The organism is Asanoa sp. NPDC050611, from assembly GCF_040654855.1.
Lineage (GTDB): Bacteria > Actinomycetota > Actinomycetes > Mycobacteriales > Micromonosporaceae > Asanoa.
Window position 1 is genome coordinate 1 of sequence record NZ_JBFAIU010000018.1, and the last position, 25,141, is coordinate 25,141.

The 25,141-nt window shown below is 66.1% G+C and carries 23 protein-coding genes; 11 read left to right on the forward strand and 12 right to left on the reverse strand.

Annotation, left to right across the window (positions count from 1 at the left end; translation table 11 throughout):
• Nucleotides 1–75 precede the first annotated feature (75 nt).
• The 3 genes from AB0H87_RS05055 to AB0H87_RS05065 all read right to left on the reverse strand — a co-directional run bounded on the left by AB0H87_RS05055 (nt 76) and on the right by AB0H87_RS05065 (nt 2,413).
• The gene (locus AB0H87_RS05055; RefSeq protein ID WP_360139821.1) at nt 76–990 is read right to left on the reverse strand and encodes a conjugal transfer protein TrbL family protein; all 915 of its coding nucleotides are present in this window, start codon (nt 988–990) and stop codon (nt 76–78) included.
• Nucleotides 987–1,286 carry a pilin gene (locus tag AB0H87_RS05060; RefSeq protein WP_360139824.1) on the reverse strand — a complete coding sequence of 100 codons (300 nt, stop codon included), beginning with the start codon at nt 1,284–1,286 and terminating at the stop codon, nt 987–989. Before AB0H87_RS05060 ends, AB0H87_RS05055 begins: the two co-directional genes overlap by 4 nt.
• A 356-nt stretch (nt 1,287–1,642) precedes the next feature.
• Nucleotides 1,643–2,413 (reverse strand): hypothetical protein, encoded by a 771-nt coding sequence (locus AB0H87_RS05065; RefSeq protein WP_360139827.1) that lies wholly within the window; start codon nt 2,411–2,413, stop codon nt 1,643–1,645.
• 303 nt (nt 2,414–2,716) lie between these two features.
• On the opposite strand from AB0H87_RS05065, the gene AB0H87_RS05070 reads away from it, so the two are divergent.
• Both AB0H87_RS05070 and AB0H87_RS05075 read left to right on the forward strand, forming a co-directional pair.
• Nucleotides 2,717–3,244, forward strand: a complete 528-nt coding sequence (locus AB0H87_RS05070) for a hypothetical protein (RefSeq protein WP_360139830.1) — start codon at nt 2,717–2,719, stop codon at nt 3,242–3,244.
• Entirely contained in the window at nt 3,237–4,079 is an 843-nt protein-coding gene (locus AB0H87_RS05075; protein WP_360139833.1) for a DNA methyltransferase, read from the forward strand. The genes AB0H87_RS05070 and AB0H87_RS05075 overlap by 8 nt, the downstream gene beginning before the upstream one ends.
• Before the next feature lie 206 nt (nt 4,080–4,285).
• On the opposite strand, the gene AB0H87_RS05080 is transcribed toward AB0H87_RS05075, so the two are convergent.
• The gene (locus AB0H87_RS05080) at nt 4,286–4,660 is read right to left on the reverse strand and encodes a hypothetical protein (RefSeq protein ID WP_360139836.1); all 375 of its coding nucleotides are present in this window, start codon (nt 4,658–4,660) and stop codon (nt 4,286–4,288) included.
• Nucleotides 4,661–5,080: 420 nt separating this feature from the next.
• On the opposite strand from AB0H87_RS05080, the gene AB0H87_RS05085 reads away from it, so the two are divergent.
• From AB0H87_RS05085 to AB0H87_RS05100, 4 genes are all read left to right on the forward strand, one after another.
• Nucleotides 5,081–5,551, forward strand: coding sequence for a hypothetical protein (locus tag AB0H87_RS05085; RefSeq protein WP_360139839.1), 471 nt, complete (start codon nt 5,081–5,083; stop codon nt 5,549–5,551).
• Nucleotides 5,552–5,553: 2 nt separating this feature from the next.
• Complete coding sequence (locus tag AB0H87_RS05090; protein ID WP_360139842.1) at nt 5,554–6,354, forward strand: hypothetical protein; 801 nt, start codon at nt 5,554–5,556, stop codon at nt 6,352–6,354.
• A gap of 140 nt (nt 6,355–6,494) precedes the next feature.
• Nucleotides 6,495–7,190, forward strand: a complete 696-nt coding sequence (locus AB0H87_RS05095; protein WP_360139845.1) for a GGDEF domain-containing protein — start codon at nt 6,495–6,497, stop codon at nt 7,188–7,190.
• Nucleotides 7,191–7,288: 98 nt separating this feature from the next.
• Nucleotides 7,289–8,491 (forward strand): hypothetical protein, encoded by a 1,203-nt coding sequence (locus AB0H87_RS05100; RefSeq protein WP_360139848.1) that lies wholly within the window; start codon nt 7,289–7,291, stop codon nt 8,489–8,491.
• A gap of 126 nt (nt 8,492–8,617) precedes the next feature.
• Here AB0H87_RS05100 and AB0H87_RS05105 read toward each other — a convergent pair whose 3' ends face one another.
• On the reverse strand, nt 8,618–8,830 hold the full coding sequence (locus AB0H87_RS05105) for a hypothetical protein (protein WP_360139851.1): 213 nt from the start codon (nt 8,828–8,830) through the stop codon (nt 8,618–8,620).
• Nucleotides 8,831–9,048: 218 nt separating this feature from the next.
• Between AB0H87_RS05105 and AB0H87_RS05110 the strand changes: the two genes are divergently transcribed.
• Nucleotides 9,049–9,309, forward strand: a complete 261-nt coding sequence (locus AB0H87_RS05110) for a hypothetical protein (RefSeq protein ID WP_360139854.1) — start codon at nt 9,049–9,051, stop codon at nt 9,307–9,309.
• Nucleotides 9,310–9,733: 424 nt separating this feature from the next.
• On the opposite strand, the gene AB0H87_RS05115 is transcribed toward AB0H87_RS05110, so the two are convergent.
• The 3 genes from AB0H87_RS05115 to AB0H87_RS05125 are packed head-to-tail and all read right to left on the reverse strand — an operon-like array spanning nt 9,734 to nt 16,298.
• Nucleotides 9,734–11,296 carry a class I SAM-dependent DNA methyltransferase gene (locus AB0H87_RS05115; protein WP_360139857.1) on the reverse strand — a complete coding sequence of 521 codons (1,563 nt, stop codon included), beginning with the start codon at nt 11,294–11,296 and terminating at the stop codon, nt 9,734–9,736.
• Nucleotides 11,293–12,759, reverse strand: a complete 1,467-nt coding sequence (locus AB0H87_RS05120; protein WP_360139860.1) for a restriction endonuclease subunit S — start codon at nt 12,757–12,759, stop codon at nt 11,293–11,295. The genes AB0H87_RS05115 and AB0H87_RS05120 overlap by 4 nt, the downstream gene beginning before the upstream one ends.
• Nucleotides 12,756–16,298, reverse strand: a complete 3,543-nt coding sequence (locus AB0H87_RS05125; protein WP_360139863.1) for a DEAD/DEAH box helicase family protein — start codon at nt 16,296–16,298, stop codon at nt 12,756–12,758. Before AB0H87_RS05125 ends, AB0H87_RS05120 begins: the two co-directional genes overlap by 4 nt.
• 983 nt (nt 16,299–17,281) lie before the next feature.
• Here AB0H87_RS05125 and AB0H87_RS05130 point away from each other — a divergent pair.
• Together AB0H87_RS05130 and AB0H87_RS05135 are read left to right on the forward strand one after the other, a co-directional pair.
• Nucleotides 17,282–18,121, forward strand: a complete 840-nt coding sequence (locus AB0H87_RS05130; protein ID WP_360139866.1) for a hypothetical protein — start codon at nt 17,282–17,284, stop codon at nt 18,119–18,121.
• Nucleotides 18,069–18,470: a CBS domain-containing protein gene (locus AB0H87_RS05135; protein WP_360139869.1), complete on the forward strand. Its 402-nt coding sequence runs from the start codon at nt 18,069–18,071 to the stop codon at nt 18,468–18,470. Before AB0H87_RS05130 ends, AB0H87_RS05135 begins: the two co-directional genes overlap by 53 nt.
• A gap of 132 nt (nt 18,471–18,602) precedes the next feature.
• Here the strand turns inward: AB0H87_RS05135 and AB0H87_RS05140 are convergent, their stop codons facing one another.
• Both AB0H87_RS05140 and AB0H87_RS05145 read right to left on the reverse strand, forming a co-directional pair.
• A complete protein-coding gene (locus tag AB0H87_RS05140) occupies nt 18,603–18,827 on the reverse strand; it encodes a hypothetical protein (RefSeq protein WP_360139872.1) in 225 nt (74 codons plus the stop codon).
• A gap of 485 nt (nt 18,828–19,312) precedes the next feature.
• Entirely contained in the window at nt 19,313–21,046 is a 1,734-nt protein-coding gene (locus AB0H87_RS05145; RefSeq protein WP_360139875.1) for an SEC-C domain-containing protein, read from the reverse strand.
• A 334-nt stretch (nt 21,047–21,380) separates the two neighbouring features.
• Between AB0H87_RS05145 and AB0H87_RS05150 the strand changes: the two genes are divergently transcribed.
• Both AB0H87_RS05150 and AB0H87_RS05155 read left to right on the forward strand, forming a co-directional pair.
• Complete coding sequence (locus tag AB0H87_RS05150; protein ID WP_360139878.1) at nt 21,381–22,139, forward strand: CBS domain-containing protein; 759 nt, start codon at nt 21,381–21,383, stop codon at nt 22,137–22,139.
• A gap of 107 nt (nt 22,140–22,246) precedes the next feature.
• Entirely contained in the window at nt 22,247–23,293 is a 1,047-nt protein-coding gene (locus tag AB0H87_RS05155; RefSeq protein ID WP_360139881.1) for a hypothetical protein, read from the forward strand.
• 309 nt (nt 23,294–23,602) lie between these two features.
• Here the strand turns inward: AB0H87_RS05155 and AB0H87_RS05160 are convergent, their stop codons facing one another.
• Both AB0H87_RS05160 and AB0H87_RS05165 read right to left on the reverse strand, forming a co-directional pair.
• Nucleotides 23,603–24,142 (reverse strand): hypothetical protein, encoded by a 540-nt coding sequence (locus AB0H87_RS05160; protein ID WP_360139884.1) that lies wholly within the window; start codon nt 24,140–24,142, stop codon nt 23,603–23,605.
• Between the two features lie 19 nt (nt 24,143–24,161).
• Nucleotides 24,162–25,073, reverse strand: coding sequence for a hypothetical protein (locus AB0H87_RS05165; RefSeq protein WP_360139887.1), 912 nt, complete (start codon nt 25,071–25,073; stop codon nt 24,162–24,164).
• Between the last annotated feature and the right edge of the window lie 68 nt (nt 25,074–25,141).

Here is a 25,141-nt window from a genome sequence, read left to right on the forward strand (position 1 = left end):
CGAGGTGGTTCATGTGCCGCTCCGATTGACGTAGACGTTGCGCAGCCGGCGGTAGTGGTGGCAAGTGTGGGTTGCTCATGTCGATCCGCGGGCCGGCGTCGGCGTCGTACGCCGACGCAGGTTGCGGGTCAGCCCTTGGAGGGCGACGGTGCGCACGACGAGCCCGACGACCCGCGGCCCGGACGGATGAGCAGCGAACCGGCGCATCACGCTGGGAATCTTCACTGTGGTCCAGAGGACGACGATGACCAGCAGCAGGTTGATCGTGTCCGAGCCGGGCAGGCCGAGCAGCATCGGCAGGTTCGCGTCCGGTTCTATGAGCAGGTTGACGCCGACGGTGAACGCGGTCGCCTGCAACGCGGGCGTGGCCAGGCAAGCGAGCAGGGTCCGCCACCACAGCTGCGCGACGCCCTGCGTCCAGGGGGTGGCGTAGCAGGCCAGCGCCAGCGGTCCGACACCGGCGAGGATGACCAGCAGCGCGATGCGGACGAGCCAGGTGCCGATCAGCAGGTACAGCAGGACGACGATGAGCACGCCGATGACGGCCATCAGCACCGCGGCGTCTCCGTCCGTCATCGCGGCTGTGATGCGCTTCTGCGTGAAGGTGACCGCCTCGGTGGTCGGCGCGGACATGCCGGTCATCGACACGGTCAGTGCGTTGGCGACGTCGATGAGAACGCCGGTGAGCGCGAGGGCGAACGTGGACAGGCCGAACCCGACGACCAGCCGCGGGATCAGCTCCTTGAGCCGGTACCGCATCTCGACGGAGTCGCCGACCATGCTGGCCACGCTCGTGGCGATGATCGCGAGGATGAAGCAGGCGTTGACGACCAGGGCGCTCTTGTCGGCGATCGATCGCACCTGCGGCAGCACCGTGACGTCCGGCGAGATGAAGATCGACGACGACAGGAAGGCCAGCAGGCCGGCGAGCAGGTCGACGACCGTGCCGGCGAGCCAGCCGACCATCCCGTCCATCAGCGAGTCGATCACTTGGGGCCGCCCACGATCCCGGCGAGGATGCCGAGCACGACCGGCGACAGAACCGCCAGGGCGTACCCAACCAGGGCTGACTTGAAATTGTTCTTGGCCTGTTCGACCTGGGCCGGGTCGCCACCAGCGGCCATGTACCGCAGGCCGGCGATGACGAGGAACATCGTCGCGACCATCGCGATGATGCCCATGATCCAGCCGGTGATGCCGGAAATGACCTCGTTGATGGTCTTCGGCGCGGCCATCGGCTCCGCGACGGCGGCGAGGTCGGACAGGACAGACAGAGTGGTGTGCATGACGGCGCTCCACAAGGGATCTTGGGGCCGCCGCAGTGGGGACCGGGCGAAGGCCGGTGGTCCGGTGGGGGCGCTCCTCCCTCACACGTCGGCGAAGGGATGGCGGTGTCAGTACGCCGCGCCAGGCCATGCCGGACCGTGGACCTCGCCGGACGGGGTCCCCGCCGGCGGGCATGCCGTGGATGGCATGCACCACTCAGATCTCGGCTGTCAGGGCGATCGAACTCGCTGGCGGCCTGTCACGCCCTGACAGACATCACGCGGTTCGTCCGGGTAGCCGATACGAGCTGCCGCACGGCACGCAGGAGGCCGTCCCGATCGAACCCCGGAACGGCCGCTTCAGATGGACGCGGCTGTCAGGCGGCGTCGGCGTGGTCCCTGCGGCTGGCGCGGCGGACCGGGCCGGATAGGTCGCCTCGTGCCACAGCGGCGGCAACGACCCGCTCGGCGCGCCGCCGGCGCATGCGCAGCGCCGCCGGGGTCACACCCTGCTCGGCGGCCAGGTGCTCGATCAGCGCATCACCGAACCGGGTTGCACTGATGAGCTCCGCCGCCGCCGCGGTGATCAGGCCAGCGGCAGCCGCCCGGCCGAGCAGAAGGTCCGGATGCCCGTACGGCTTCCTCGGCGAACGGGAGCCACTGGGCAGCTCAACCGGCAGCTCCTCGCCGTCGACCTCATCGACGACCGCCGCGCCGGCACGCCACGCCGCCCAGCACAACCGAAGCCACAACCGCGGCGCCACCAGATCAGCCGTGCGCAGCGCGTGCAGGAATCCGGCAAGGACTTCGGAGTCCACGTCGTCTGCGTGGCGGGCGTGGCCGCGGCTGATCCTCGCGGCGAGACGGGTCAGCGCCGGCAGGGCGACGCCGATCGCGCCGACGACCCAGGCCGGACCCCACTCGCGGGCATGCTGGGCGAGCTGGCACCACACCGCGTCGGCGGTGCCGCTGTCGTAACGCTCGCACACCAGCAACCGGCGTAGCTCGTCCAGCGGCAGTGTCTGGCTCGGCAGACCTGCCACCGCGCGAGCGTCGAAGACCAGCGGCGCCGGTTTACAGGTCAGCAAGCCGAACGCCTTCTCAGCGGTGGTCAACGCCGTGTCGCGTCCGCTGCGGTTGGTTGCCATCGTCATGCCCCCTCGGGTCCAGCGCTCCGCACTGCGCGAAGGCGCCACCTCCGATTGGGACAGCCCGGCCTGACAGCGCAGGGCGGTTGTCAGACCCGGACAGGTCCGGTCAGGTTCGTCCGTACCGGGGCCCGCCGGTGCGGCTCGGTGTCAGGTCGATGGGACGGTGCTGTCAGGGCAAGGGTGGGTTCGACCGGCCTGACAGCGGCGCACTGGGAATCGTCAGTACGCCCGCCCGGCCTGGGGGCCACCGCGCCGATGACCCACAGCAACCACGACCGCGCACCCGTTCCCATCGGGGACGTGGTACCCGGCGACCCGCCCGTACCCATCACCGTCTGGCCCGTCCGCTCCCCCGACCCCGGCGAGACCATGTCCAACGCGATGGGCGTGCGGCTGATCCACAACCTCAGCCACCCCTCGGATCTGGTCATCGACCTGACATCCGGGCCGCAGCTCGCCCGCGCTGTCATCGCCGCCCGCCGCCGCACCCACCTGCCTCACGCGCGCCCCGGCGGGTGGGGCAGAGAGGCCGCGGCACTCATCGTCACCGGCTGGCCGCTAGACGGCGCGACGCCGGCTGGGTTCTTCGACCGCTGCCGTGCCAGCCTCGCCGCGGGTGGATGCGTGGCGGTGCTCCTGCCTCACGGCGACCTCACCCTGCCCGTCGACGTCGTCATCGCCGCCAAGCAGGCCGGGCTCGCCTACCTGCAGCACATCGTCGCCGCCGACCGGCCACCTCGACGAGGCCTACGCGCCCAGATGGACATCCACACCGACGTGCTGATCCTCACCCGCAGCGCCGCCGCGGACGGCGTGGCCGATGACTGAGAGCCTGCCGGTCACCTCTGTCTGGCTGACCTGCCAGCAGCCCGCCCGAGACCAGCGGCGAGGCCGATACGTCCCGCAGACCTCCAGCCATCCCGGCAAGATGCTGCCCCACCTCGCCGCCCACGCCATCAGCGCGTACACCGCGCTCGGCGACCTGGTCTTCGACCCGATGTGCGGGTCCGGCACCACGCTGGTGGAGGCCATGCACGCGGGCCGGCACGCGATCGGGATCGACATCGAGCCCCGGTTCACCGCCTTGGCCGAAGCCAACGTCGGCCTCGCCGCCGAGCACGGCGCGACCGGCGCCGCGCAGGTGATCAGCGGGGACGCCACCGGCCTGCTCGACCTGGTCCCCGCGTCCGCGGTCGGGCGCGTGGCCCTTCTCCTGACCTCACCACCATATGGGCGAGGAACCCACGGCCTGGTCAAGACAACAGCCAGCGGTGTCCGCAAACGGGACCACCACTACGGCGACCGGGAAAGCGGCAACCTCGCCTACGGCGGATGGTCACGCCTGCTCGACGGATTCACCCAGATCCTCGCCTCCAGCCACCGCCTGCTCCGGCCCGGCGGAACCGTCGTGATCACCAGCCGGCCCGTACGCCGGCAACGGGATGATCTGATTGACCTGCCCGGGGAACTCCTCACCGCCGCCCGCTCAGCGGGGCTGACCCCGGTGGAACGGTGCGCGGCGATGCTCGCCGCAGTCCGTGACGGACAGATCGTCCACCGCGCCTCGATGTTCGGGTTGATGGCGGTCCGCCGGGCCCGCGCTGACGGCATTCCCGTTCACCTCGTCGCCCATGAGGACGTCCTGGTGCTGCGCCGCGAGTGAAACTCCGCGAGTTCGGCTGAACCCACGTGTCCTAACGGAACCACGCTGTCGTCCCGCAGTGTTGTACGGGCCGTTAGCGTCCGGGAGTCGGTGGGATCGTCCGACAAGCCTCGTGCACGATTCGCCGGGCTTCGTCGATGACCTGCGCATCGATGTCTGGTTCTGTCATGTCGGTGTACTCGATGGTGTCGTAGACGTCATCGAGTTCAACGAGTCGCTCGGCGAGAGCAAGCCGGCCATGGGCCGATCGTCGAATGCGCCCATGCGGCCAGGCTCACCGGGGACATCGTTCCGGCCAGCAGGCGGGCGGCCAACGCGGCAACAGCCGCTTCTTGGCCTGCCTGGCTACCTCGCACGTAGTAGGTCAAGCTGATGTCGGCCAGTGCGGCTTCGGCCACCTCCGGCACCTCCTCGTCCGCATTGCGGAACGGCACTGCGGCGAGCATCCGCAGGTTTGGCCCGTCGAACCCCGCCACGAGCAGGTCGCAGGCGCATCGCACCAGCTCTGCGGCGCTGACGTCGCCGACACTCCACAACGCGGCGGCGTCCCGCGTCGTGCTCAGTGCTTCGATCCCGTCCACGCGGTCATGGTGACCCAACAGCGGCCTGGACGCCTGTGGTTATCGCGGGCTGCACGGTTCAGGGGCTCGCATTCACCGTCGCCATGATGGCCGTTCAGTGGACCTCGAGTCGATGTCAGAGCGCTCCGCCGAGCTGGACGTCCCTAACCTGTTAGGTCAGGTCAGCCATCCCCGACCTGACAGCTCGGGCTCCCGTGGTGTCGGCCGGCTTAACCTGAAGTCTCTGTCTCTCCCTATCTGCTGATCTGCACGCCCGCGATCGCAACCGCGCCCACCACCTTGTGGTCGGCCGCCGTATCGCCGGCCTCAGCTCATCAGCAGTCAGGCCTGCCGCGTCGCTTCCGACGGGCCGGCCAATCCCCCTTCACCTCGCTGCGGTCCGCCGACGACCGCCGCTCAATCACGCCTCAGGGAGGTCACATGCTCAAGCCTGCGCCGTATCTCGTCGACGACGGCTTCCCCACCGAGCCGTTCCTGTCGGCCAGCTACCCGCAAGCGCACCAACTCGCGACCGCCTACGCCGCAGCCGCCGTGATCCTCAGCGACGACGGACGCTTCGACCGCGAGCACACCACGTTCGCGCTACGGCTCGGACTGCTGGCTGCGAACCGACTCCTTGACACGACCAGTCGGGACCGCGCACACCGCGACCGTGACGACCTCGCTCACCTGGTCAACGGCATGGCGCTGCTCCACGCCCACCTCGCACAGACGCTCCAGCGCCTCGCCGAGCTAGCACGGATCGCCGCCGCCGGCGCCATGACGGACCCGGCGGGCCGGCGGGCCGCCGAGTCGCTCGAGGCCGCCAGCGAGGGCGGCGAGTTCGTAGCCGGCGACCTCAAACGGGCGTACCTCGCCCTCACCCCGCCCCGACCCGCGGCCGGAGGTTGATCGTGTCGAGCTACCTCGTCAGCGTCTACCACAACCGCACCGGGCAGTTCGAGCCGTACACCGACGGTGAGTGGCTCACCGGAGCGATCCGCTGCCGCGTTCAGCTGGCAGCCCACTCGACCCCGCATGACGTAGCGGACTGGGCCTTCCAGACATTCAATGCGGACGTCGACCCGTTCAACGGGCTTCCCAGCGGGCTCCCGCCGGGTGAGGCGTTGGCTGCCTGGGTCTACCGGCTCGTGAGCCTGAGGTCACTGTCGATCGGAGACGTCGTCGCCGTCGATGCTGATCTCAACGGCACCACCTGGTGGGCGTGCGAGCCCGACGGCTGGCGTCCCATCTGCGCCCCGAACCGAATCGACCAGCCACCACTGCATGTCGACTACGTCCGCCCATACCTTCGCGGCCAGTCCGCGGTGGATGCGGCGACCGTGACCGAACCAGACACCGAAGTCCATCGGCTGTGCGTCTTCGACCTGTCGCTGGACTGCGGCCACATCGCGACAGTCGCGGTCAACGGCTGGCACCCGGTCAACATCGCCTGCTGCGACCGGCTCGGCGGCGTTATCGTGCACGGCGAGTACACCGCCTACTTCTCGACCATCGACTACGTCGACGTCCTGTCAGAGCGGTACGAGCACCGGCAGCCGGCCGCCGGGCGAGAACCCACCATCGTTCTGCGCCGCCGGCCACGGGGTGACGAACCGCGTCAGCCGTCGTGGCGGGGCGAGCCCACCAGCGCCGGACGCTTCCCGGTCCGCGTGGGCGCGACGTGGCACATCACCCACAAGGCCTGCCGCTAGACGCTCGAGCCGGCAGCTAACCCGTCCCGCTCGAAACAAACACATGGCCCGCCGTCCGGCGGGCCTTCGTCGTTCATGGACCCGGGACGCCCCGCCTCGAAACGACGGCGTCCCGGGTTCTCCAAACATGGAGGTTCCCAGTGTTTCTGCTCCTCGCCTTGATCGCCAGTGCGCTGATCGGGTTCACCGTCGGGCTGCTGGTCCGCCAGCGGTCCATCCGCCGCGCCGCCTCCCTCCGCGTCCTCGAGATGACCCGGCTACTGATCTCCGACCCGCTGACCGGGCTACTCAACCGCGACGGCCTGTTCCTCGAAGCCGACGCCGCCCCACTCGACCCGCCCACGGTGATGATCCTGATGTTGCTCGACATCGACAACTTCAAAGCGGTCAACGACACCTTCGGCCACCAAGCCGGCGACGAACTGCTCGTCACCGTCGCCCGCCGCATCAAAGACGTCGTTGCCGGCTACGACGGGACCGCCGCTCGCCTGTCCGGCGACGAGTACGCCGCGCTCGTGCCCGCAGCCGATCGTGACCCGTCGCAGATCGCAGCGCTGTTGGTCAGCCGGGTGGCTGAGCCCGTCTATGTGCGCGGCGCCGACGGCATCACCACGCAGATCACCCCAACTGTCAGCGTCGGCGTCACCGTCGCCCAGCCCGACGAGCCGTTCGAGGCGGTGGCCATGCGCCACGCCGACGCCGCGATGTACCACGCCAAGCACCGCGGCGGCGGCAACACCCACCGCCTCTACCAGCCCGGCATGACCATGCCTACCGTGACCGGTCGTCGCGGACCCCGCCCCCGGGACCACCGCACCGGGCAGGTGAAGCCGTGACCCAGCAGCCCGAGGAGATGGCCTGCCGGACCTGCCTACGCGTCCTCAACACCTCCGGCAATCCGGCCGTCTACGTCCATCCCGACGGCCACGGCCCCGTGACCGACCACCAGCCCGATCCCGTCCCGACTCGTAATTTGGACACCGTCCACCGCCGATGCGACTTCTGTGGCGACCCGCACCCACTCTGGACCCTGCACGGCGGGGACCTCACCGCCATCGCCCACGGCGCCGACACCACCCTCGTCAACCGGTACGGCGAACGCTGGGCCGCGTGCGCGACGTGCCACACCCTCATTCAGGACCGCAGATTCGACCACCTGTCCCGGCACGCCGCAAGCGCCCTCGGCATCGCCTCCCCCCGCGCATTCCAGCACGTCGCCGAATTCCACCGCGGGTTCCTCGAGCATCTGGACCCGGGCCGGACCATCCTGCTCACCACCACGGCATGGCCCGCCACCGCCATCGACCCACGCACCATCCCCAAAATCCGCGACCGGCTCGGTCGGCTGTACCGCAACCCACACCAGCTGCCGCCGGCGTTCCGGCCCGCCGCCCCCGCCGTCGCCGACGGCCTCGACCGCGGACACCTCATCTGGATCGACAGCGAGTTCACCGACCTCGCCGACGGCGCGAGCGCCAACCTGCCCGAGTTGACCGTCAGTCGCGACCTGCTGCCCGCCGACGACGGCCTGCTGGTCTGGTCACGTCCCGTTGGCGCGCAGCACGCTGGAGCCGCCTCCTGGACGAGGACCCGCACCGGATGGGACATCGTCTGCTACCGCACCATCGGCGAAGGCCTCCACGGCACACCGCTGCAAAGGGTCCGCGAGCAAGTCGGCTGGCTGCTACCTATGCGCGTCCGCAGCGTCACAGACAACGAGACGATCGGCGGAGCCGCCGAAGCGCCCGCTACCCTCGCAACCACGTGGCTGCTGATCGCCCAGGAGCTGGCCGAGCTCCGACCGTCCGCGGTTAGTAAGGCGATCCGTGGGACGTACGCCCGAGCCGGCCGTGCCGCCCCTAAGGTCACCATCGTCAGCATTCGGCAACGACCGGCCCAGAGCCGAAGCCGCGCCGACACCCTCGGCACGTCCCGCCGGCCGCTGGCCGAGCGAGTCTGGGTCACCCCGCACTGGCGCAACGTCGCCTACGGCCCGCGCAAGACTCTTCGGCGGCCGCGCTGGATTGATCCATTCCTACGCGGACCCGCGGACTCCCCGATCAAGGCGAGCACCACCGTGCGTGTCCTTGGCAGCCGCCCAGCACAACGCCCGCCCGACGCCGGCGAGAAGCCGTAACGGTCGTCGGCCTTTATGGAAGCCGAACACGCTTGTGTAATAGGAAGGGCCCCGACGGAGCGGTCGGGGCCCTTCGTCCTCGTCGCCGCGGTGAGTGCCAACTCGGAAGCGGACGATCCAAGGACCTCAATGAGGCTGGCGGGAGCCCGCGACGACAACGTCCGCGAGCGAACGGGTCAGCTTCTGTGCCTGATCGAGTGACAGAGCGACCACAGTGGTCACGCCGTCGTCGGTCAGCGCCAACCGCACGAGCGTGACCCCTGAGTCGTCGAGCCGCACGAGCGTGGCGTCGATGCCGACCAGGTCGCCCGTGGTGCTCATGGCCAGCGGCGCCGACACGTGCTCACCGCGACCGACGCAATCAGCACGTCGGCACCATGGGGGATGCGCGGTCAATGGTTCCACAGTTCCCCTTTTCGCAGCTGTCCGCACGATGGTCGGCCACAGGCGCCGACTACGCCAATTATCATTACGTATGTTGGCCTATTCGACAATAGGAAAGTGTGCCAATCACTGGCGCATAGACAGGCATAGCATGTCAACGTAAGAATGCCTCTGTGACCGAAGAATCCTCCGCAACGAGCCTTCACGAAGCAGTGCGCGCGTTAGCCCATGCGAAGGCCAAGGTCGAGCGCGCTCGCCAAGCTCTCAACGCCGCGCGAGCCGACGTTGCACAGTGCAAGAAGGCTGTTGCCCACGCCGCCGTCGTCGAGTACCAAAACGGCATGCGCCAGAAGGAGATCGTCAAGGTCACCGGCCTGACCCGCGAGACCATCCGCAAATACCTACGGGCAGAAGGAATCACCGCTTACGACTGACCCACAGACGGAGTCGTCATCGACACCCCGCTCGAACACGGCCGCTACCGCCACCCCGTCCATCACGTCCGCGCCAGCCGCGACGTGTCCATCTACGCCGTGCCCATCCTCCGGGTCGACGAATGGTCACCGCGGCTGGCGGGTGCCCATCGACCGCCCGCGGCTGAAGCAACCCGTACACAGGTCAACCCATCGATTGCCAGCGCGCTTTTCGCGACGAGAGCGACCTCGGGTTGACCGCCGCACGCGGCGCACTCCTGCGGTCCGGCGCCTCGATCCGCAGCCGCCAGGTCGGCAGATGGAGCAAGCGAACGACGGGCACCCTGGATAACCGGCGGTAACCGGTCTTGAACGCAGCGCTATACGTCGCCTTCAGGACCGGGTCGCATGATCGAGGTATCAGGGTCGCTGACTCTGTCCAAAGTCACTGCTCAGTCAGCTCGCCTACGGTCGACTCATCGGCGCCTGCCTCACCCAGCGCATCCGCGATGGCGGCAAACTCGTCGAGGGCGGCCTGAAGGTCGTCGACGATCTCGCGGGCAATCACCGCTGGCGGCAGGAGGCGGTCGCCGTCATCGAGCGCCGGGTCCTTGAGCCAGGTGATGTCGAGGTTGACCTTGTCGCGCTTAAGCAGCTCGTCGATGGTGAAGGCCTTGAACCGTTCGGTCTCGACTCGCTCGCCGTGGGGCTTGCCTGGCAGATACATTTCGACAAAATCATCAAGGTGCCTACGGCGCAACGGTCGGGTTTTGAGGGTGAAGTGCTCGCCGGCACGGAAGTCGTACACCCACAGCTTCGAGGTCCAAGGCTTGCCGTCGGTGCGCGGGTTCTTCTTGTCGAAGAACAAGACGTTGGCCTTCACCCCGCCTGCGTAGAAGATCCCTGTCGGTAGCCGCAGCAGTGTGTGGACGTCGAACTCTTTGAGCAGGCGCCGCCGGATGGCCTCCCCGGCACCGCCTTCGAACAGCACGTTGTCCGGCAGAACCACCGCTGCTCGTCCGTCGACCCTCAGCACAGACATGATGTGCTGCACGAAGTTGAGCTGCTTGTTCGTCGTGGTCGAGCGAAAGTCTGTGCGGTCGTAGGAGATGTCTTCCTTGTCGAGCCGCCCGTCGGTGCCGTACACGGTGATCGAAGACTTCTTGCCGAACGGCGGATTGGCCAGCACCAGAGAGACCCGCTCGTCGCCGGTCGGCTGCTTTGCCAGGGCGTCGCGCACGTCGATCAGCGACGGGCCGTCGCTCGTACCGACCCCGTGCAGGATCATGTTCATCGCAGCCAGCCGGGCGGTGCCCGGGACCAGTTCAACCCCGCGGATCGCACCGCTGGACAGGCGGTCCTGCTGCGCCTTCGTCATCCGCCCGCGGTGCTCGCGCGCGATGTACGCATGCGCGGCGATCAGGAAGCCGCCCGTGCCGCACGCCGGGTCTAGGATTGTGTCATCCGGTTTCGGCTGGGTGACCGCGACCATCGCGTCGATAAGCGCTCGCGGCGTAAAGTACTGGCCAGCGCCGGTCTTGACGTCTTCCGCACCCTTGGCGAGCAAGCCTTCGTAGGCATCACCTTTGATATCGACTCCGGCGGCGGCCCATTCCTGCTTTCCGATCAGATCAACGGCGAGTTTCTGCAGCTTCGCCGGATCCGTGATCTTGTTTTGGGCTTTGGCAAAGATCGTGCCGAGATTGGTGTGAGGATGCTTCGCCAACTCGATCAGGACGTGCCGGTAGTGCCGCTCCAGCTCGTCGCCCTTCTTCGCCACCAGCGACGCCCAATCCAGATTCTCGGGCACGACCCGCTTGGGCTCATCGCTCAGATCGTTTTGGTACTGCTCGTCGGCGATCTTCAAAAAAAGAAGGTACGAGAGCTGTTCTACGTAGTCGATCGTGGACAGGCCATCGTCGCGCAGCACTGTGCAGTAGTTCCATAGCTTCGCGACGAGGGAGTTCGTCTCAGCCTGAGCGGAGGCATTGATCATCTCGAGGGTCACAGCGGAAGCTCTTCCTGGATACCGACGGATACGTACTTGGTCTGCCTTGGCGGCACGGCAGATGTCCTCTGGGCGCGGGTCGTCTTGATCCGAACTCTGCGCTCAGCCTCGGTCCTCTTCAGGACCTCGATCGCCGGCTCCTCGGTTGGATCTTGTGATACGAGCTCTCCGGCGAACGTGCGCGACAGCAGCGCCTTACGCAGATGCTCCGCGCGCTGGAGCGAGCTGGTCAGCGCTTTCGTCAAGCGTTTGTGCTTGCCGAGGTAGTCGTCCACGACTTCCAGAATGGCCCGCTGTTCCTGCTGAGTCGGAAGCGGGATCGGCATGGTGGCCAGCTTCGTGCCGTTAATGTTGGCTTGGCCAACCTGTTGGCTCACCACCGAACTGAGGTAGGCACGACCGACAGGACTGTTGATCACCAGGTTGAGCCAGTCCGATTCGACTTCCGGAAGAACGCGACAGCGAATCAGATAAGAGGCGAAGGTCGCTGGGCCACAGTCGCTCCGGTACACCGCGCTCTTGCCGACAAGCTCGGCGCTATTTGTGCGGTTGAAGAGGATGTCGCCGTCGGTTAACGAGAGCTTCTGGACGTCGGGATGGCTTGATGACAGGTACTTCAACGATGTGAAATCGAGCTCGCGATTCTGAATATTGCCCATACGGATAACAGGTACGTCACTAGGCGCGGGCTCAGAGTGCGCCTTGGCTGAGGTCCCGTACTCGATACTCCAGGTGATCTCATCGACGGACTTGGTCGTCCAGTTCGTCGGAATACTCATGGCGAGCGAAGAAGAGGTAGGTTTCGGGATCGAGCGTCCGCCGGTCATTGACCGGCGGGAGCCACTAAGCCCCTGCACGTAAGGGCCGATCTCATCGGTGGAGTCGTGATTGACCAGTAACCCGCGAACGGCTTGGTCGATTACCGCCGCTTCCATAGCTTGGCACCGACGGAGATTCGCTCGGACGATTGAGCACGCGGCATCAAGGCGCGACAGGTGATCCTCGAGGGTTTCGATGACGCGCCGCTGCTCGGCAAGAGGAGGGAGAAGAATCGGAATTTGATTCATAGCTCCCTGAGTTAGCTTAAGGCGCGTCGTTCCGTTTACAAACCCTTCATAGTTGAAATGGTTCAGATAGTAACAAAGGAATCGCCTGTCGACCGACTGCTCGTGGGCTCGCAATACGTGAGCGTGGTTGTTGACCCACGCCCTGCCCGAGATCAAATAGGCTTTCGGCTTTGTTGGATCAAAGAACTGTACGCCGTCCTCACCGAGAAGGATCAAGTCCTCGTCGAACAGGTGGTCGTCTATCCATCCGACTTGTCCCGTGGCACCGTAGTATGGAATGTCTCCCGGACGGCTGGCACGTTCTCTTGCGTTTACCGGAACGCGTCTGCCGTCAAGTACATCGACGACGTCAGCCAGCTTCGCTGTTGCCCACCCGTTAGGAAGTTCGTCGGTCAAGCTAGTTCCCTATCCATCTCGGCGATGAGGGCGCGAGCACGGTCCCGGCCGCCGAAGCACTTGATCAGGCCGGCTTGGCCGCCGCGCTCGGTGAAGGGTACGCCATGGATGTCCTCGACTGAGATCCCCACACCGATGGCGACCGTGTCGCGGATCTGCTCCAGCCACCACGCCTGGTCGGCCGTGAACTCGATCCCTGCCTGCCTCTGGCGGAGCAGCCAGCCCGCGAAGCGTTCCTCAACCGCGCTGCGATACGGCTTGAGCTTGGTGTCCAGACCGAGTTCGTAGCGGATCAGACTAACCAGGTCCGGCAACTGTGCGTTCCCCCTGGGTGATGCGATCGACTTGTCGAGGGTCTCGTAGGCGTCCCATAGGATGTCCGGGGTCCACGCATGAGGTGGCCTTCGGATGCGTGCCGCGATCTCGGTGAGCTTGTCGAGCGCGTCGCGCCCGCCGCCACGGGCGGCGGTCAGGACCTGAATCGCCGTGACCTCGTCGCGATGCTGGGCAAGGTAGGCGCGCCACGACTGCACCGTCGAGGCTGCGCGTTCCTCTCTAGGCACCTCTACGAGGCTGATGACCTCGTCCTTGCTGGTCTCGTCGTAGGTGATGTCGTGGTCGCGGCGGATCTCGAGGATGCGGCCGCGCAGCGGCGGGTTGCCGGTCAGCGGAGCGATCGCGTCCTCGACGAGCTTGCGGGCGGCTGCCGACCCGCCCTTCGCGTGGGCCTGTTCCTGTCGGTCAGGGTCGATGGCGGTGACGATGCCGCGGGCGATCTCGGCGATGGTCACGCCGTTGCCGACAGTGGCCAGCTCCTGTCGTTCGGCTGGACTGATCTGATGGTTGAGGCGGGCGAGTCGGCCAGCGAGCGCGGCGGCCTCGGTTTCGTTGATGGCTTTAGTCGCGCATTTCTGGAGCAGCCTTTCGAGGCTGATCTGCTTTTCGGTTGCGGCCGTCAGGGGTTTGGCGTCGACCAGCGGGGAGTCGGTGACCCCGACCGCGTCCAGCAGGATGAAGCGGTCCTTGGCGATCCCGGCGTCTGCTCCCGGAGTGACCTCCCGCAGCTCGTCGGGGTCGAGGGTGCGTGCGCCACGACCCTTCATCTGCTCGAAGAGCACCGCGCTGCGCACGGCCCGCAGGAAGATCACGCACTCCAGGGCACGCACGTCGGTCCCCGTCGCGATCATGTCTACCGTCACCGCGATACGAAGCGCGGCGTCGTGACGCAGGTCGTTGATTAGCGTGTCTGGGTTCTTTCCCGCAGCACGGACCTTATAGGTGATCTTCGTGGCGAATTCGTCGCCTTCCCCAAAGACCAGCTTGGCGTGGCGCAGCACATCCTCGGCATGGTTGTCGTCCGCCGCGAAGATAAGCGTCTTAGGCAGCACCTGCCGGTCAGGGAACCAGCGCCGCCAGTTGTCCCGGTAGGTCGTGAGCACGGTGCGGATGTGATCCTCGGCGATAACCGAGCGGCCCAGCTGCCGGTTGGTGTAGACGAAGTCCTCGTCGAGCTGCTCCAGGCGCTGGGCACGGGTCTTGCGGTTGCGGACCTTGACCGTGGTGCCCTCGTCGATCAGCGAACCCTGCGACCCGATCTTGGTCGACAGCCGCACCACGTCGAAGTCGACATTCACGCCATCGGCGACCGCCATCTCGTAGGTGTACTCGGAGACCAAGTTCTGATGGAAGAACCCGAGGGTCTGCTTCGTCGGGGTCGCCGTAAGGCCCACGATGTGGGCGTCGAAGTAGTCCAGCACGCCTCGCCACAGCCCGTAGATCGAGCGGTGGCACTCGTCCACGACGATCATGTCGAAGGACTCCGGTGGCACCCGCGGGTTGTACTCGACGGTGATCGGCGCGTCGTTCTCGAAGTCCAGGCCGTCGGCGGTCGTGTCCTCGGCGTCGTCGACCGCATCGTCGTTGACCACGGCCTCGCCGCGCAGCAGCGCGTACATCTTCTGGATCGTGCAGATCAGCACGCTGGAGGACTCCTGGACTTGGTCGCCGGCCAGGCGCTCCACGTTGTAGAGCTCGCTGAACTTGCGCCCGTCGTCAGGAGTGACGTAATTGCGGAACTCGCCGAGCGCTTGGCGTCCCAGGTTGTTGCGATCGACCAGGAACAGAACCCGCTTGGCCTTGCCGTGCTTGAGTAGGCGATAAGTCTCGGTGACCGCCGTGAACGTCTTGCCAGCACCGGTCGCCATCTGGATCAGGCCGCGAGGCAGGTCATTAGCTAGAGACGCTTCCAGGCCGGTAATCGCATCGACCTGCGCCTGGCGCAGCCCGCTGGTCTCCAGCGTCGGCATCGACTTCAGCCGCGCCCGATAGGTGGGTGCGTCCGGTTCCTCGTCAGCCTCCCGCATCCATCCGGCGACCGTCTCTGGGCGGTGGAAGGAGAACACCTCACGGGTGCGGGCAGACGGATCCAGACGGTTGAGGAACACCGTCTCCGTCCCGGTGGTCGCGTACCGGAACGCCAAGGGCTCCGACTTTCGCCACACGGCGAGCGAATGCTCCTTCAGCACACCTTCGGCATAGCGAGCGTTCTGCTTCTGCGCCGCGGTGAGCGTCTCGCCCTCTCGCTTCGCCTCGATGACCCCGACGATCTTGCCGTTGACGTAGAGCACGTAGTCGGCCGGACCGGACGCCAGCCGGAACTCGCGGACCGCCACACCGCGCCCGGCCATGGGGTTGAGTTCGCCCATGTCCTGGACCAGCCAGCCAGCCTGGCCGAGCATGCTGTCGATCACCCGCCGCGCCTGGACCTCGTTGAGCGGCGCGGGCCGCAGCGCCCGCTCGACGATCGTCTCCCGGACTTTCGAGCTGACCTTGTTCGGCTGATCCTTGAGCACGTTGAAGGACGTCTGCTGCGCTGCTCGCAGCGCCGCCAGCTCGGCCAGCAGCGCCGCATTCTGCGTGCGCAGCTCCTCATGCCGCGAGCGGGACACCGCCACGAGTGACTCAGCTTCGACCCGCGCGCGCTCGTGCGCCTGGGCCAGATCCGCTACCTCGGTGAGCCTCAGTTTCGACTCGGCCAGCGCCTCTCGGTCACGCTGAAGTGCGATGCGCAGCTCCGCGAGCTCGGCCGGGTCGGCGATGACCGGTTCAGCGGGGGGTACGAAGCCTTCGACGGTGCGATCGCCGGACAGCGCCCGGTGCAGCCACACCCCCAGCTCCCAGGCCACCCGGATCGAGCCCAGCGCACGGGCCGTGTCGAACATGTGCCGGTGTGTCGCCTGGTTCCCGACGGTGCGCAGCGTGTCGAACGCCAAGCGCACATTGGGCGTCAGCATTCCGGCGTTCGCGAGTACGGCGACACGATGCACCTGGAGGTCGCCGGATACCCGCAGGCCGGCGCGAGTGATCAGCTCTTCCGCCAGGACCTCGCCGAACTGGCGGGTGTGCACCAGGGCGGCGTTCGAGTCGGTGAAAACGACCGCCTCAGCCTGCGCGCCATAGAGCGCCAGTAGCGGGTTGTAGTGGAAGAGCCTGCCGAAGTTGGCCGAAGCCCGAGCCAGATCAGCCAGCCGCTTATCCACGTCGCCCCACCCACCGCTCGATGAGAAAGCTTCCCGGCCTGCATCATATGCACCGCTGATCGTCTACGCGGATCTCGTTACAGCGGCCTGGACCCCATCAGTCGCCTTCGCGACACAAGGCATCTTCGAATCGCTCAACCACACCGGTCGGCGGCTCACGCAGGCCGATCTGCTGCGCAACTACCTGTTCATGCGGTTGCCCACCCCGTGATGAGCGCGTTTACCAGCACCAGTGGGTGCCGCTGCAGGCGGGGTTTCTCGCTTGGGACCGGTTTGCAGGTCGGGTCCCAGGTGGTGCGCCGGTATGGGCCGGCTGTACCGCATGGCATGGGCCTTGAGAAAGAAAACGCGCGGAAGTCGTCGACCGGCTCGGGCAGCGGTGCCTTCTTCCACCCCGCCTCAGGATCGATTAACCGAACCAAGCACAGAGACGACGCAACTCGCCGAAACACTGATGAGGTCGCGCAGCGTCCAGCGGCCTCACCGCGGACGCAAGTGCAGCGCTCCCGCGGCAGCGGCCGCCACGCGGGGGCTCCGAAAGCAGCTGCCGTCGACGCGAGGGACCGTGAGGGGAGGGACACAATCACGGGCGCTGCCGTCTTTCAGTCGACGATGGCGAGCTAGGTCCACAGACCAGCGACCCGCCCGGCACCCCCTGCGGCGCGGTCAATCACCGACGTACACGTCCGTGACCAGGGACAACCGCCCAGGCGGTGCGCAGTTGTGGGCTGTATCCCGCCGTCGAGATCTGCCTGACCCCGACCATTTGCCCAGCTCAAAGGCGGTGTATCGCTGCCCTTGAGAGTGCGTTTCGGTAGGCGGAGGTGGGGCTCGACCCTGCGCTCGATTAACTGGCCGTTGCTGGCGCGCTCGGTCAGCGGAGGGCCTCCTCTATTAGACTCATCGGCCATGAGTTTTCGACTGGTACACGGAGTTGCTGCGAGTTGCCGCCGATATCCGCTGCCCGTCGTGACCGCGCTGTCGTGACGGCGGGCTGGATGGTCCGTGCCGGGCGCACGGGCCAGCGCGAAGAAGAGGCTCTTCGTGAAGGGCTGGTCATCGTCGGCTGGCCTGAGCTGGACGATCTGACGCCTTGCCGGACCCGCGACGAGCTGCGGGAGCAAGTGGCTTCGGTCTACCCCGAGGCTTCGCGTGCCCGGATCGGCAACTGGACGGGCCAGCTGTGGCGCATCCGTGGGTTGATGGAGGTCGGGGACCTCGTCGTGACCCCTCTGAGAACGCATCACGATCAAATCGCCATCGGGCGTATCGCCGGACCGTACCGGTATCGGTCGGATGCTCCGCGCGGCTTTCAGCATGTGCGGGACGTGGAATGGCTGCGGCAGGTGAAGCGGTCAAAGATCCAGCAGGACCTGCTGGACAGCCTGGGATCTTTGCTTACCGTTTGCGAGATCAAGCGGTATGGGGCGGTCCGGCGCCTAGCTCAGGTCGTCGCCGACGGCGTCGACCCGGGGGCGGCAACCAGCGATGGCGCCGCCCTCGGTGACACGCCACGGGAGTTGATGGCGGCTGCGGCGGCTGCCGACGCGGGTCAACCCTTGACGCTCACGATTCGCGAACTCATTAGCCGGTGGGGGTTCGCTCGCCGCACCGCTCGGGTCGTGGCACGCATCGAGTCGGATCTCGCTGACGCCGGCCTTGCCACCCGACCTCCCTTCAGTGAAGGGTGGATCGGCAATCGGATCGCGCTCATTCAGGTCGGTGAGGAACCGGGTGCCGGCGTGCCAGTGGCGGTTCCCGTGCAGGCGGGTGGGCGACGCCACCGAGCCGGACGTCAAGAAGCTGACGCTTCGCCTGGGTGATCTCGCGTCGGCGAACGCCGGCGTGGCGTTCGTGCGTGCGGATCAACCTCTCGCCGCCGCCGTGACGAAGATGGTTGCCAAGGATTACTCCCAGCTGGCCGTCCTTGCGGACGATGACACCATCGTCGGGTCGGTGAGCTGGGAGTCCATAGGAAAGGCCCAGCTGTCCCACAAGCACGTCGACCTGGTGGCGGCGACCACGCCCCCAGAACGGTTGGATATCACGACGATCTGCTTGGCCAGATCGGCGAAATCTTCACGCACAACTTCGTCTTCGTCCGCGCCTCCAACGGCGGCGTCCTCAGTGGCATCGTCACGGCCGCAGACCTCACGCAGCGTTTCGGTGTGACGGCGAGCCCGTTCAACCTCATGGAGGAGGCGGAGCTCAGACTGCGTCGACGGGTCGACGGGTCGACGGGTCGACGACACGATCGACATCGAGACGATCCGCTCTTCAGCCACGAACAAGAAGAAGGTCAGTTCAGCCGCGGACCTCTCGCTCGGTGACTACAAGTACCTGCTTACTGAAGAGAACTTCGCGCTGCTGGACTGGCCGCTGGATCGCGAGGTCTTCATTGAGCAGCTCGAGAAGGTCCGGCTGCTCCGCAACGATCTCATGCACTTCTCCCCCGACCCACCGGATGAAGAGGCACTCAGCGACTTGCAGGGATTCGTCGACCTGCTCCGGCTGGTCAACGCCGCCCAAGAAGCCGCTTAATTAGCGATCTTCCGATTAGGAAGGGTCGGGTCTAGCGGAACGCGTGAACGTAGCTCGTCGTAAGGCTCGATCAGCAGAAACTCGGTAGCCGGCCGCCATCCAACCGAGACGACTCTGGCTGTGGGTACTACCGGGGTCAGCTTCATTGTTCCACCACGCGTCATACCGATACGCGCTCGATGGCAGGCCACCCGGGACCAGACCGCTGATCTCCTCGAACGACATGCGTACCTCCGACTTGCCGGAGGTACGGAGCCGATCGCGAAGCCCTGAGTACTTGCTCACTCCCGCAACTTGCCAGAGCCCAAGCCATCGACGCAAGGCGGTGCTCCTACCAGACTTGTAGTAGCCATCGCGCCGTCGCCCACCAGCGCCGGTCGGGCCTTGTCTGCGAGTTCGGTTGGATGCAGCGGAACAGCGGATCAACGCGGGTCTCCTGCTGCTCACCGGTTCGCAACCGTCGCCTCGGTGGATCAGCGGCGGCTGCGGTGGGCCAGGTAGAAGAGGAAGGCGGCGTTGCGGCGGCGGTTAACGCGGGTTGCGAAGTAAGGGGCAAGAGACGTGGCGGCGCCCAGCGCGGTGCCCGCGATGGCCGCGGGTCCGCCGGCGGCGCCGAGGGCGATTGCGGCGACGCCTCCGAGGAGTGGGGCGATGGCGTTCCAACGGCGTTCGGTGCGGAGGGTGCGTTCGAGTTGACGACTGGCGTGAGCGAGATCTTCGCCAAGGCCGGTGAGGGCGTCGGCGCGCGTGTGGAGGTCGCGGGCGCCGCGCATGGCGCTGCGGACTCTTTGGCGGAGATCTTCGACGGCTTCGTCTTCGGCGGCAGCGCGGGCCAGGGTGGCCGGGTCGGCGTCAGGCAGGATCGGGATGTCGGCCCACACCGCAGCGTGAGCCGGCTCGTCTAGCAGGGCGCCTTTGCGGGCAAGAAGCCGCGCCTGGAACGGTGAGGTGGTGAGGTAACCGGCGGTGAAGACCTCGCCGGTGACGAGGCGTTCGTTGGCGCGCCGCAGATATGCCCCGACGGCCTTGTTGAGGTTCTGCTCGCGCCAAGGCCCGTAGTCGTGCGTGGGGTCGTACGCCCCGAACAGGCGAGCCATGAAGGCGATGTCGCCGTGCTGGCCGGTCTGGACCTGGTTCTGGCGGGCGTAAAACCACGAATGAGGCCAGCGTTCGTGGTCATCCATCGCGGTGATGAACATCGCTTCCCGAGCAGTGGGTCCTTCGACGAGCAGTTGGGTGCGGACCCAGTCGGTGAGGTCGCGCCGGCGCAGATCGTGCTCGGTGAGGACGTTAACGGTGTCGGCTTGGGCGGCAATGCCAAGTTCCTCGGGGACGGGGACAACCAGACCAGCCTCGATCAGGGGCCGAAGCCGCCGCTGTTCGGTGACGGCCGCGCGGACGGCGTCGTCGTCACGGCCGGAAACGAGGGCGGCGAAGACCCGGTCGGGAACGCAAACATGATCGGCGAACAAGAGGGTCTGGCCGACCAAGCGACCCGGGTTGACCTCGTCGTTCCACAGCACCGTCGGGTGCGGCTCGGGCAGATGAGAGATGGCGGACAGGCTCCCCATCACAGCGACCGCGATCCCGGCGACGCTCTCCGCGAGGGCGTCCCGGTCGTGTTCGGTGTGGTCATAGAGGTCAAATCGATGTCTGCCCAGGACGGCGAGCGGCAGGGTCCTTACCGGTGTCGGCGCCGCCAGCAGCGTCCGAATGACGGATGTCACTTCGACGGGCCGGGCTTCGGGTCGGCCTGTCGGCACAGTGAAGGCAACGCCGTCCGCGGGCAGGCGCAAGGCGTCCCGCGCGATACGGATGTGCGGGGACACCCAGATCCAGCTCTCGTCGTCGTCGGCGCCGATCGGCTCGCCAGGCGTGGATTCGGGTCGTAAGGCACCATGGCAATGCTTGTACTTCTTGTTCGTGCCACACCAGCAGCGATCGTTGCGGCCGAACTTCGCCAACGGGTCCATCACTGTCCAGTCTGGCAGCTTCCAGCAACCGAGCCGCGACACCCGCCGCTCAGACCGACGCAGAAGCCGCTCGGGGCGGCCTTGCGAATGCGGCCGATCGTTCGCGTACAGACTTCGACGAAATCTGTGGATGTTGTCAACGCCGGCCGCGCCGTGAGCATCCAGACCTGCGCCGAACGTCCAGGTGTGGCCCACCGGTAGGCCGTTGCGCAGGATGCAGCTTCGATCGCCCACCACCTAGACACAAGGCCGTCAGTTCCCTATGTAGACCTCCCTGACCAGCGACAACCGTCCGGACGGTGCGCAGTTGTGCGACCCCGCCGCACGCTGGAACGTGTGCCTCGACAACGTTTGAGTAGGTCACGGCCCCGCCTCGATGCCTCTGAGAGCGCGTATCGGAAGGTCGAGGTGGGGCTCGCACCTGTGCTCGATTGGCTGGCGTCTTCTGGGGCTGGCTGCTTCGGGCGCAACTTTGCACCTCGACTCCAGCCACTGGTCGTCAAGTACGCTCGCATGTGCTCGGTCGATGCGAGCGCGACGGGGAGGTGTCACGCTGGGCAACGCGGCGGTGGATGAGCACTTCCTTCGGTTTGGGCAACTGGTGCCGCTGGACCAGGAGGTGATGACGCTGCCCATCGACGCACCGGCGCGCGACGCCTTGGCGCTCATGCAGCAGGAGGGCTTCGACCAGCTGCCAGTAACTCGAGACAGCGTTGTGGTCGGCGTTTTCAGCTACCGGTCGTTCGCCCAAGGCATTGGCGTCGTGCGGGCCCAGGATGATCCGTTGGGTTATCCAGTCAGCGAGTTCCTGGAGGATCTGCGCTTCGTCCGCCGTACCTCAGAAGTCGCGGAGGCAATCTCAGCGCTCAACGACAGCGGTGCGGTGCTGGTCGGCGACGAGGACAATCTGTTGGCGGTCGTAACCTCAACAGACCTGAGCACGTTCCTCTGGAACTTGTCGGAGCAGTTCATCGCTCTACGCGACATCGAGCTGGCCGTGCGTCACCTGGTCCGCTCCGCCTGCCCGGACGACGGGCAACTCCAGAGATACCTGGCCGCCGTGTCTGCCACTGGCACGCCCGCAGCGAGCCTCGACGAACTGACCTACGGTGAGCTGGTCTCGCTCATCAACCACCGGGAACGGTTTGGTCGTGTCTTCGCACGCACATTTGGGCTAAGCCGCGAGATCGCCTTCTCCACGTTGGACCCGGTTCGGGAGGTTCGGAACAAGGTGTTCCACTTCCGAGGTGAGGTGACTGCGGCTGACATGGACGCCGTCGTGACCGCCCGCCTGTGGCTGCGGCGCAAGGTAAGGATGGTCGGGTGAGGGGAGATTTTCCGCTCCCCCTGCTAAGGGAGCGCATAGCCCAAGCCGGGGATGCTGGCCGCGTGCTGGTTCGGGCGCCAGTTGGCTCTGGCGCAAGGAGAGCGCTCGTGCCGACCATCGAGGCGGCCGCGGCAAACGGCCTGGTCGTAATCGTCGCCATGGCCAGGATCGAACTGGCGCAGTGGCGTGAGCGACTTGGCATATCGCGCGTCTCAGTCTGGATGGCTACGTCCGAAGTCGCGCTCGAGCTCTCGGAGCTATCCACGGCGGCGCATCCGCCCACGGGCGTGCTTCTCACGACCCCTACGCGCCTCGACCGAGGGCTTCTGCGAAACGCCCTGCGATCGGTGCCGGTGGCACTCGCCGTCGTCGACGGGAAGCCACGAGACCTCACGAGGGCAGCATCTAGCTCGGCGAGATTAGTCGAAATAGCGGACCGGTCGATCGTCGTCGACGACCTAGTCGGTGGCCCGACACCCGAATGGCTCGGCCCGCATGCGGTAGTCGAGGTATCCCTCGACGAGGTCATCGGATCGGCCGCCAACGCACGCGCCGCAATCGGCTCTTACCAGGTCACTCTTGGGGAGGACGAACAAGAGGTGTTGGATCGGGCGGCCAAGGTCCTCGGCAGGCCCGTCGCCTGGCGCAGCCGGATCGTGTTGCATGCCGGGCTGCTCCAGCTAATCAGTACCGCAGAGCAGGCAGGCAACCACGAGGGTGACCAAATGGCGGAGGCTTGGAGCGTCGTCGACGACCTGGAGAATCTTGGACCCGATCCACGGTTGGCCGCAGTGCTACAGGCGGCCGTCAGGATGCGGAATGTGGCACCCGTCGTGATCGTGACGGGCGGGCGCCTCGTGGAGGCCGAATACGTCCAGGACCACCTGATCGAGAATGGCGTCGACGCCGACCTCTGGACCGTCCAAACCCAGCCGTCCGCTGACAAGGCAAGCGCCCAGGCGAAAGGCCCACCGTTCCCGGTGGCCGTTGCCACGACAGGCTCGCTAGATGTCAACGAGCAGTGGTTGACAGGCAGTGCCCTGGTGTATTTCACGGAGCCGCACACCGACCGAGAACATCAGCGGCTGCATGTCGCGCTTGCTACCGGGGCCATCCACTCCGCATCAACGCCACGAGTCACCGACCTGACATGACATCAACACCGATGGCACCAAGACTGCACGGAAGCCGCTTCTACCTGAGGCACGATCGGGGAAAGTGGCCCGCAGCGCTCTTGAGACGGTTCCTCCGGGTGTTGGGCTCTGCTCCTAGGTGCGCTCCGTCGACTTGAAGATCTAGTGTTGCGGGCCCCTCGGGCGGGGCGCCGCTGGCAACGTCGTCCGTGCGGCAGTTCGCGTCATCATTGGTCGCCGTACCCGGCACTGGCTGAACGGACAGCCGACCGAAGAGTCCATAGATCCTCGGCTCCGTTTCACCTCCAATCCTGGAAAACCCGCCCTGTATCACGGACTCTTGATCCACCTGGCAGAAAGCGGGGAGGCAGCGGGGCGACCTGGGTCGGTGAGGTCTTTGTCCGCGAGCGCCAGAATGCCGTCGAAGACCCATATCAGCCTTACGTAACGGATGATCGCCAGGGCCACGGCGAACTCGAAGACGAATCTGGCTCGAACAACGTCCGTGCCACGGTCCAGACTCATGGCCAACAGGGCTAGCCCACTTGACACTCCGGCCATGACAAGCAGGCAACGCCAATTTCGGCGCAACTCCGAGCCGTACAGCACGCGAACAGCCTTAGATCGATCACCACTGGCCGACTGGTAGATAGCTAAACCTATGGCCGACAGTCCGCCGAGGCTTGCAACGACCGCAGCGGTCTGCGAGTAGAGATCAGCCCGCCTCTCTGGTCCCAGCCAGAGCAGGAAATCGCCAGCGTGAATAATTTGGATGGTCAACGCGTGGGCCCCGACCACGACCGCCGCGACGACGAAGTCGATGCTCGGGTGGTCTGAAAACCATCCGGGGAGCCTTGAGAGGTGCGGCACCCGCTTTCCTCGCAATTCCTCAGTCTCGCAGATCGACAGCCCGTCGCAACTCCGCCTCGTGCGAGGCAGAAACGTCCATTATGACCTGTATTGCAGAAAGGATCTTGACCGATTGCCCCTTCTCGTTAACCGCGGCGACACGTCGTTTCGCAGTTATGTGGTGTTCCACAAGCTCGACCAGTCTGGTGTAGCCACCGCCTGGAGCGAGGTAGCTCAGCTTCGCTCGAGCCGCGTCTGCGCTACCAGGAACGACATCGGCGATATACCGGATCTCGTCGAGGAGTCGTGCTCGGACCCGTTCACGGCCTCGCCCCCGCGGAACGCTAACCGCGAGGTTGATTCGGATGTCGCCATACTCCTGCCGGAGCGCTCTAATCCCCCAAGAGAGTGCTCCACCTTTCTGAATGAGCGCGTCAGCCCCGTGCGTGCCTAGGCGCAGCTCCACGAGGACAGCACCATCGGCCATGAGGAGCTGATCGATCTCTGCCTTGGAGACCACGGGCCGGACGGCGACTGGCGTAGCAAACAGGTTGAGACCGTTGAGCCAGCGCTCCAGAGCTTTGTGGCTCGGCGCACCAACCGATCCCTGCATGAGCCCGATTACGTTGCCGAACGGCAGAAACGCCACGACAGAGCTGTCTAGGTAGCCGGTTGTCGCCGCGAGTTCCATCTCTGACCACTCGCCGGTGCTCATGTCGATCGTCGACAACCACTCCTCTTGCGCCTTCACCTTATGCAGGAGTAGATGATCCTCTCCCTGGAGGGTATGCACCGTCCCCAGCAGCGTCGTATCCCCTTCGAAGATGCGCTCCCTAAACTTTGCCCGCCCGAGGCGAGCAAGGACACCGTTCCAGTCACGGTGAGCAACGCGCTTCTGGTCTCCCTCGATGACATCGACAACCTCGTAGAACGAGACCGTCCGCTCCTTCATCCTTGGTATTGCAACCACGCGTCGACGCCTCCTGGCCTCAATCGTTCGTTTCAACCCCTGCTCAACGA

What these genes read in the sequence shown, in the direction of transcription:
- AB0H87_RS05060 (WP_360139824.1), bottom strand. Translation starts at nt 1,286, where the DNA reads ATGCACACCACTCTGTCTGTCCTGTCCGACCTCGCCGCCGTCGCGGAG.
- AB0H87_RS05065 (WP_360139827.1), bottom strand. Translation starts at nt 2,413, where the DNA reads ATGGCAACCAACCGCAGCGGACGCGACACGGCGTTGACCACCGCTGAG.
- AB0H87_RS05075 (WP_360139833.1), top strand. Translation starts at nt 3,237, where the DNA reads ATGACTGAGAGCCTGCCGGTCACCTCTGTCTGGCTGACCTGCCAGCAG.
- AB0H87_RS05085 (WP_360139839.1), top strand. Translation starts at nt 5,081, where the DNA reads ATGCTCAAGCCTGCGCCGTATCTCGTCGACGACGGCTTCCCCACCGAG.
- AB0H87_RS05165 (WP_360139887.1), bottom strand. Translation starts at nt 25,073, where the DNA reads ATGAAGGAGCGGACGGTCTCGTTCTACGAGGTTGTCGATGTCATCGAG.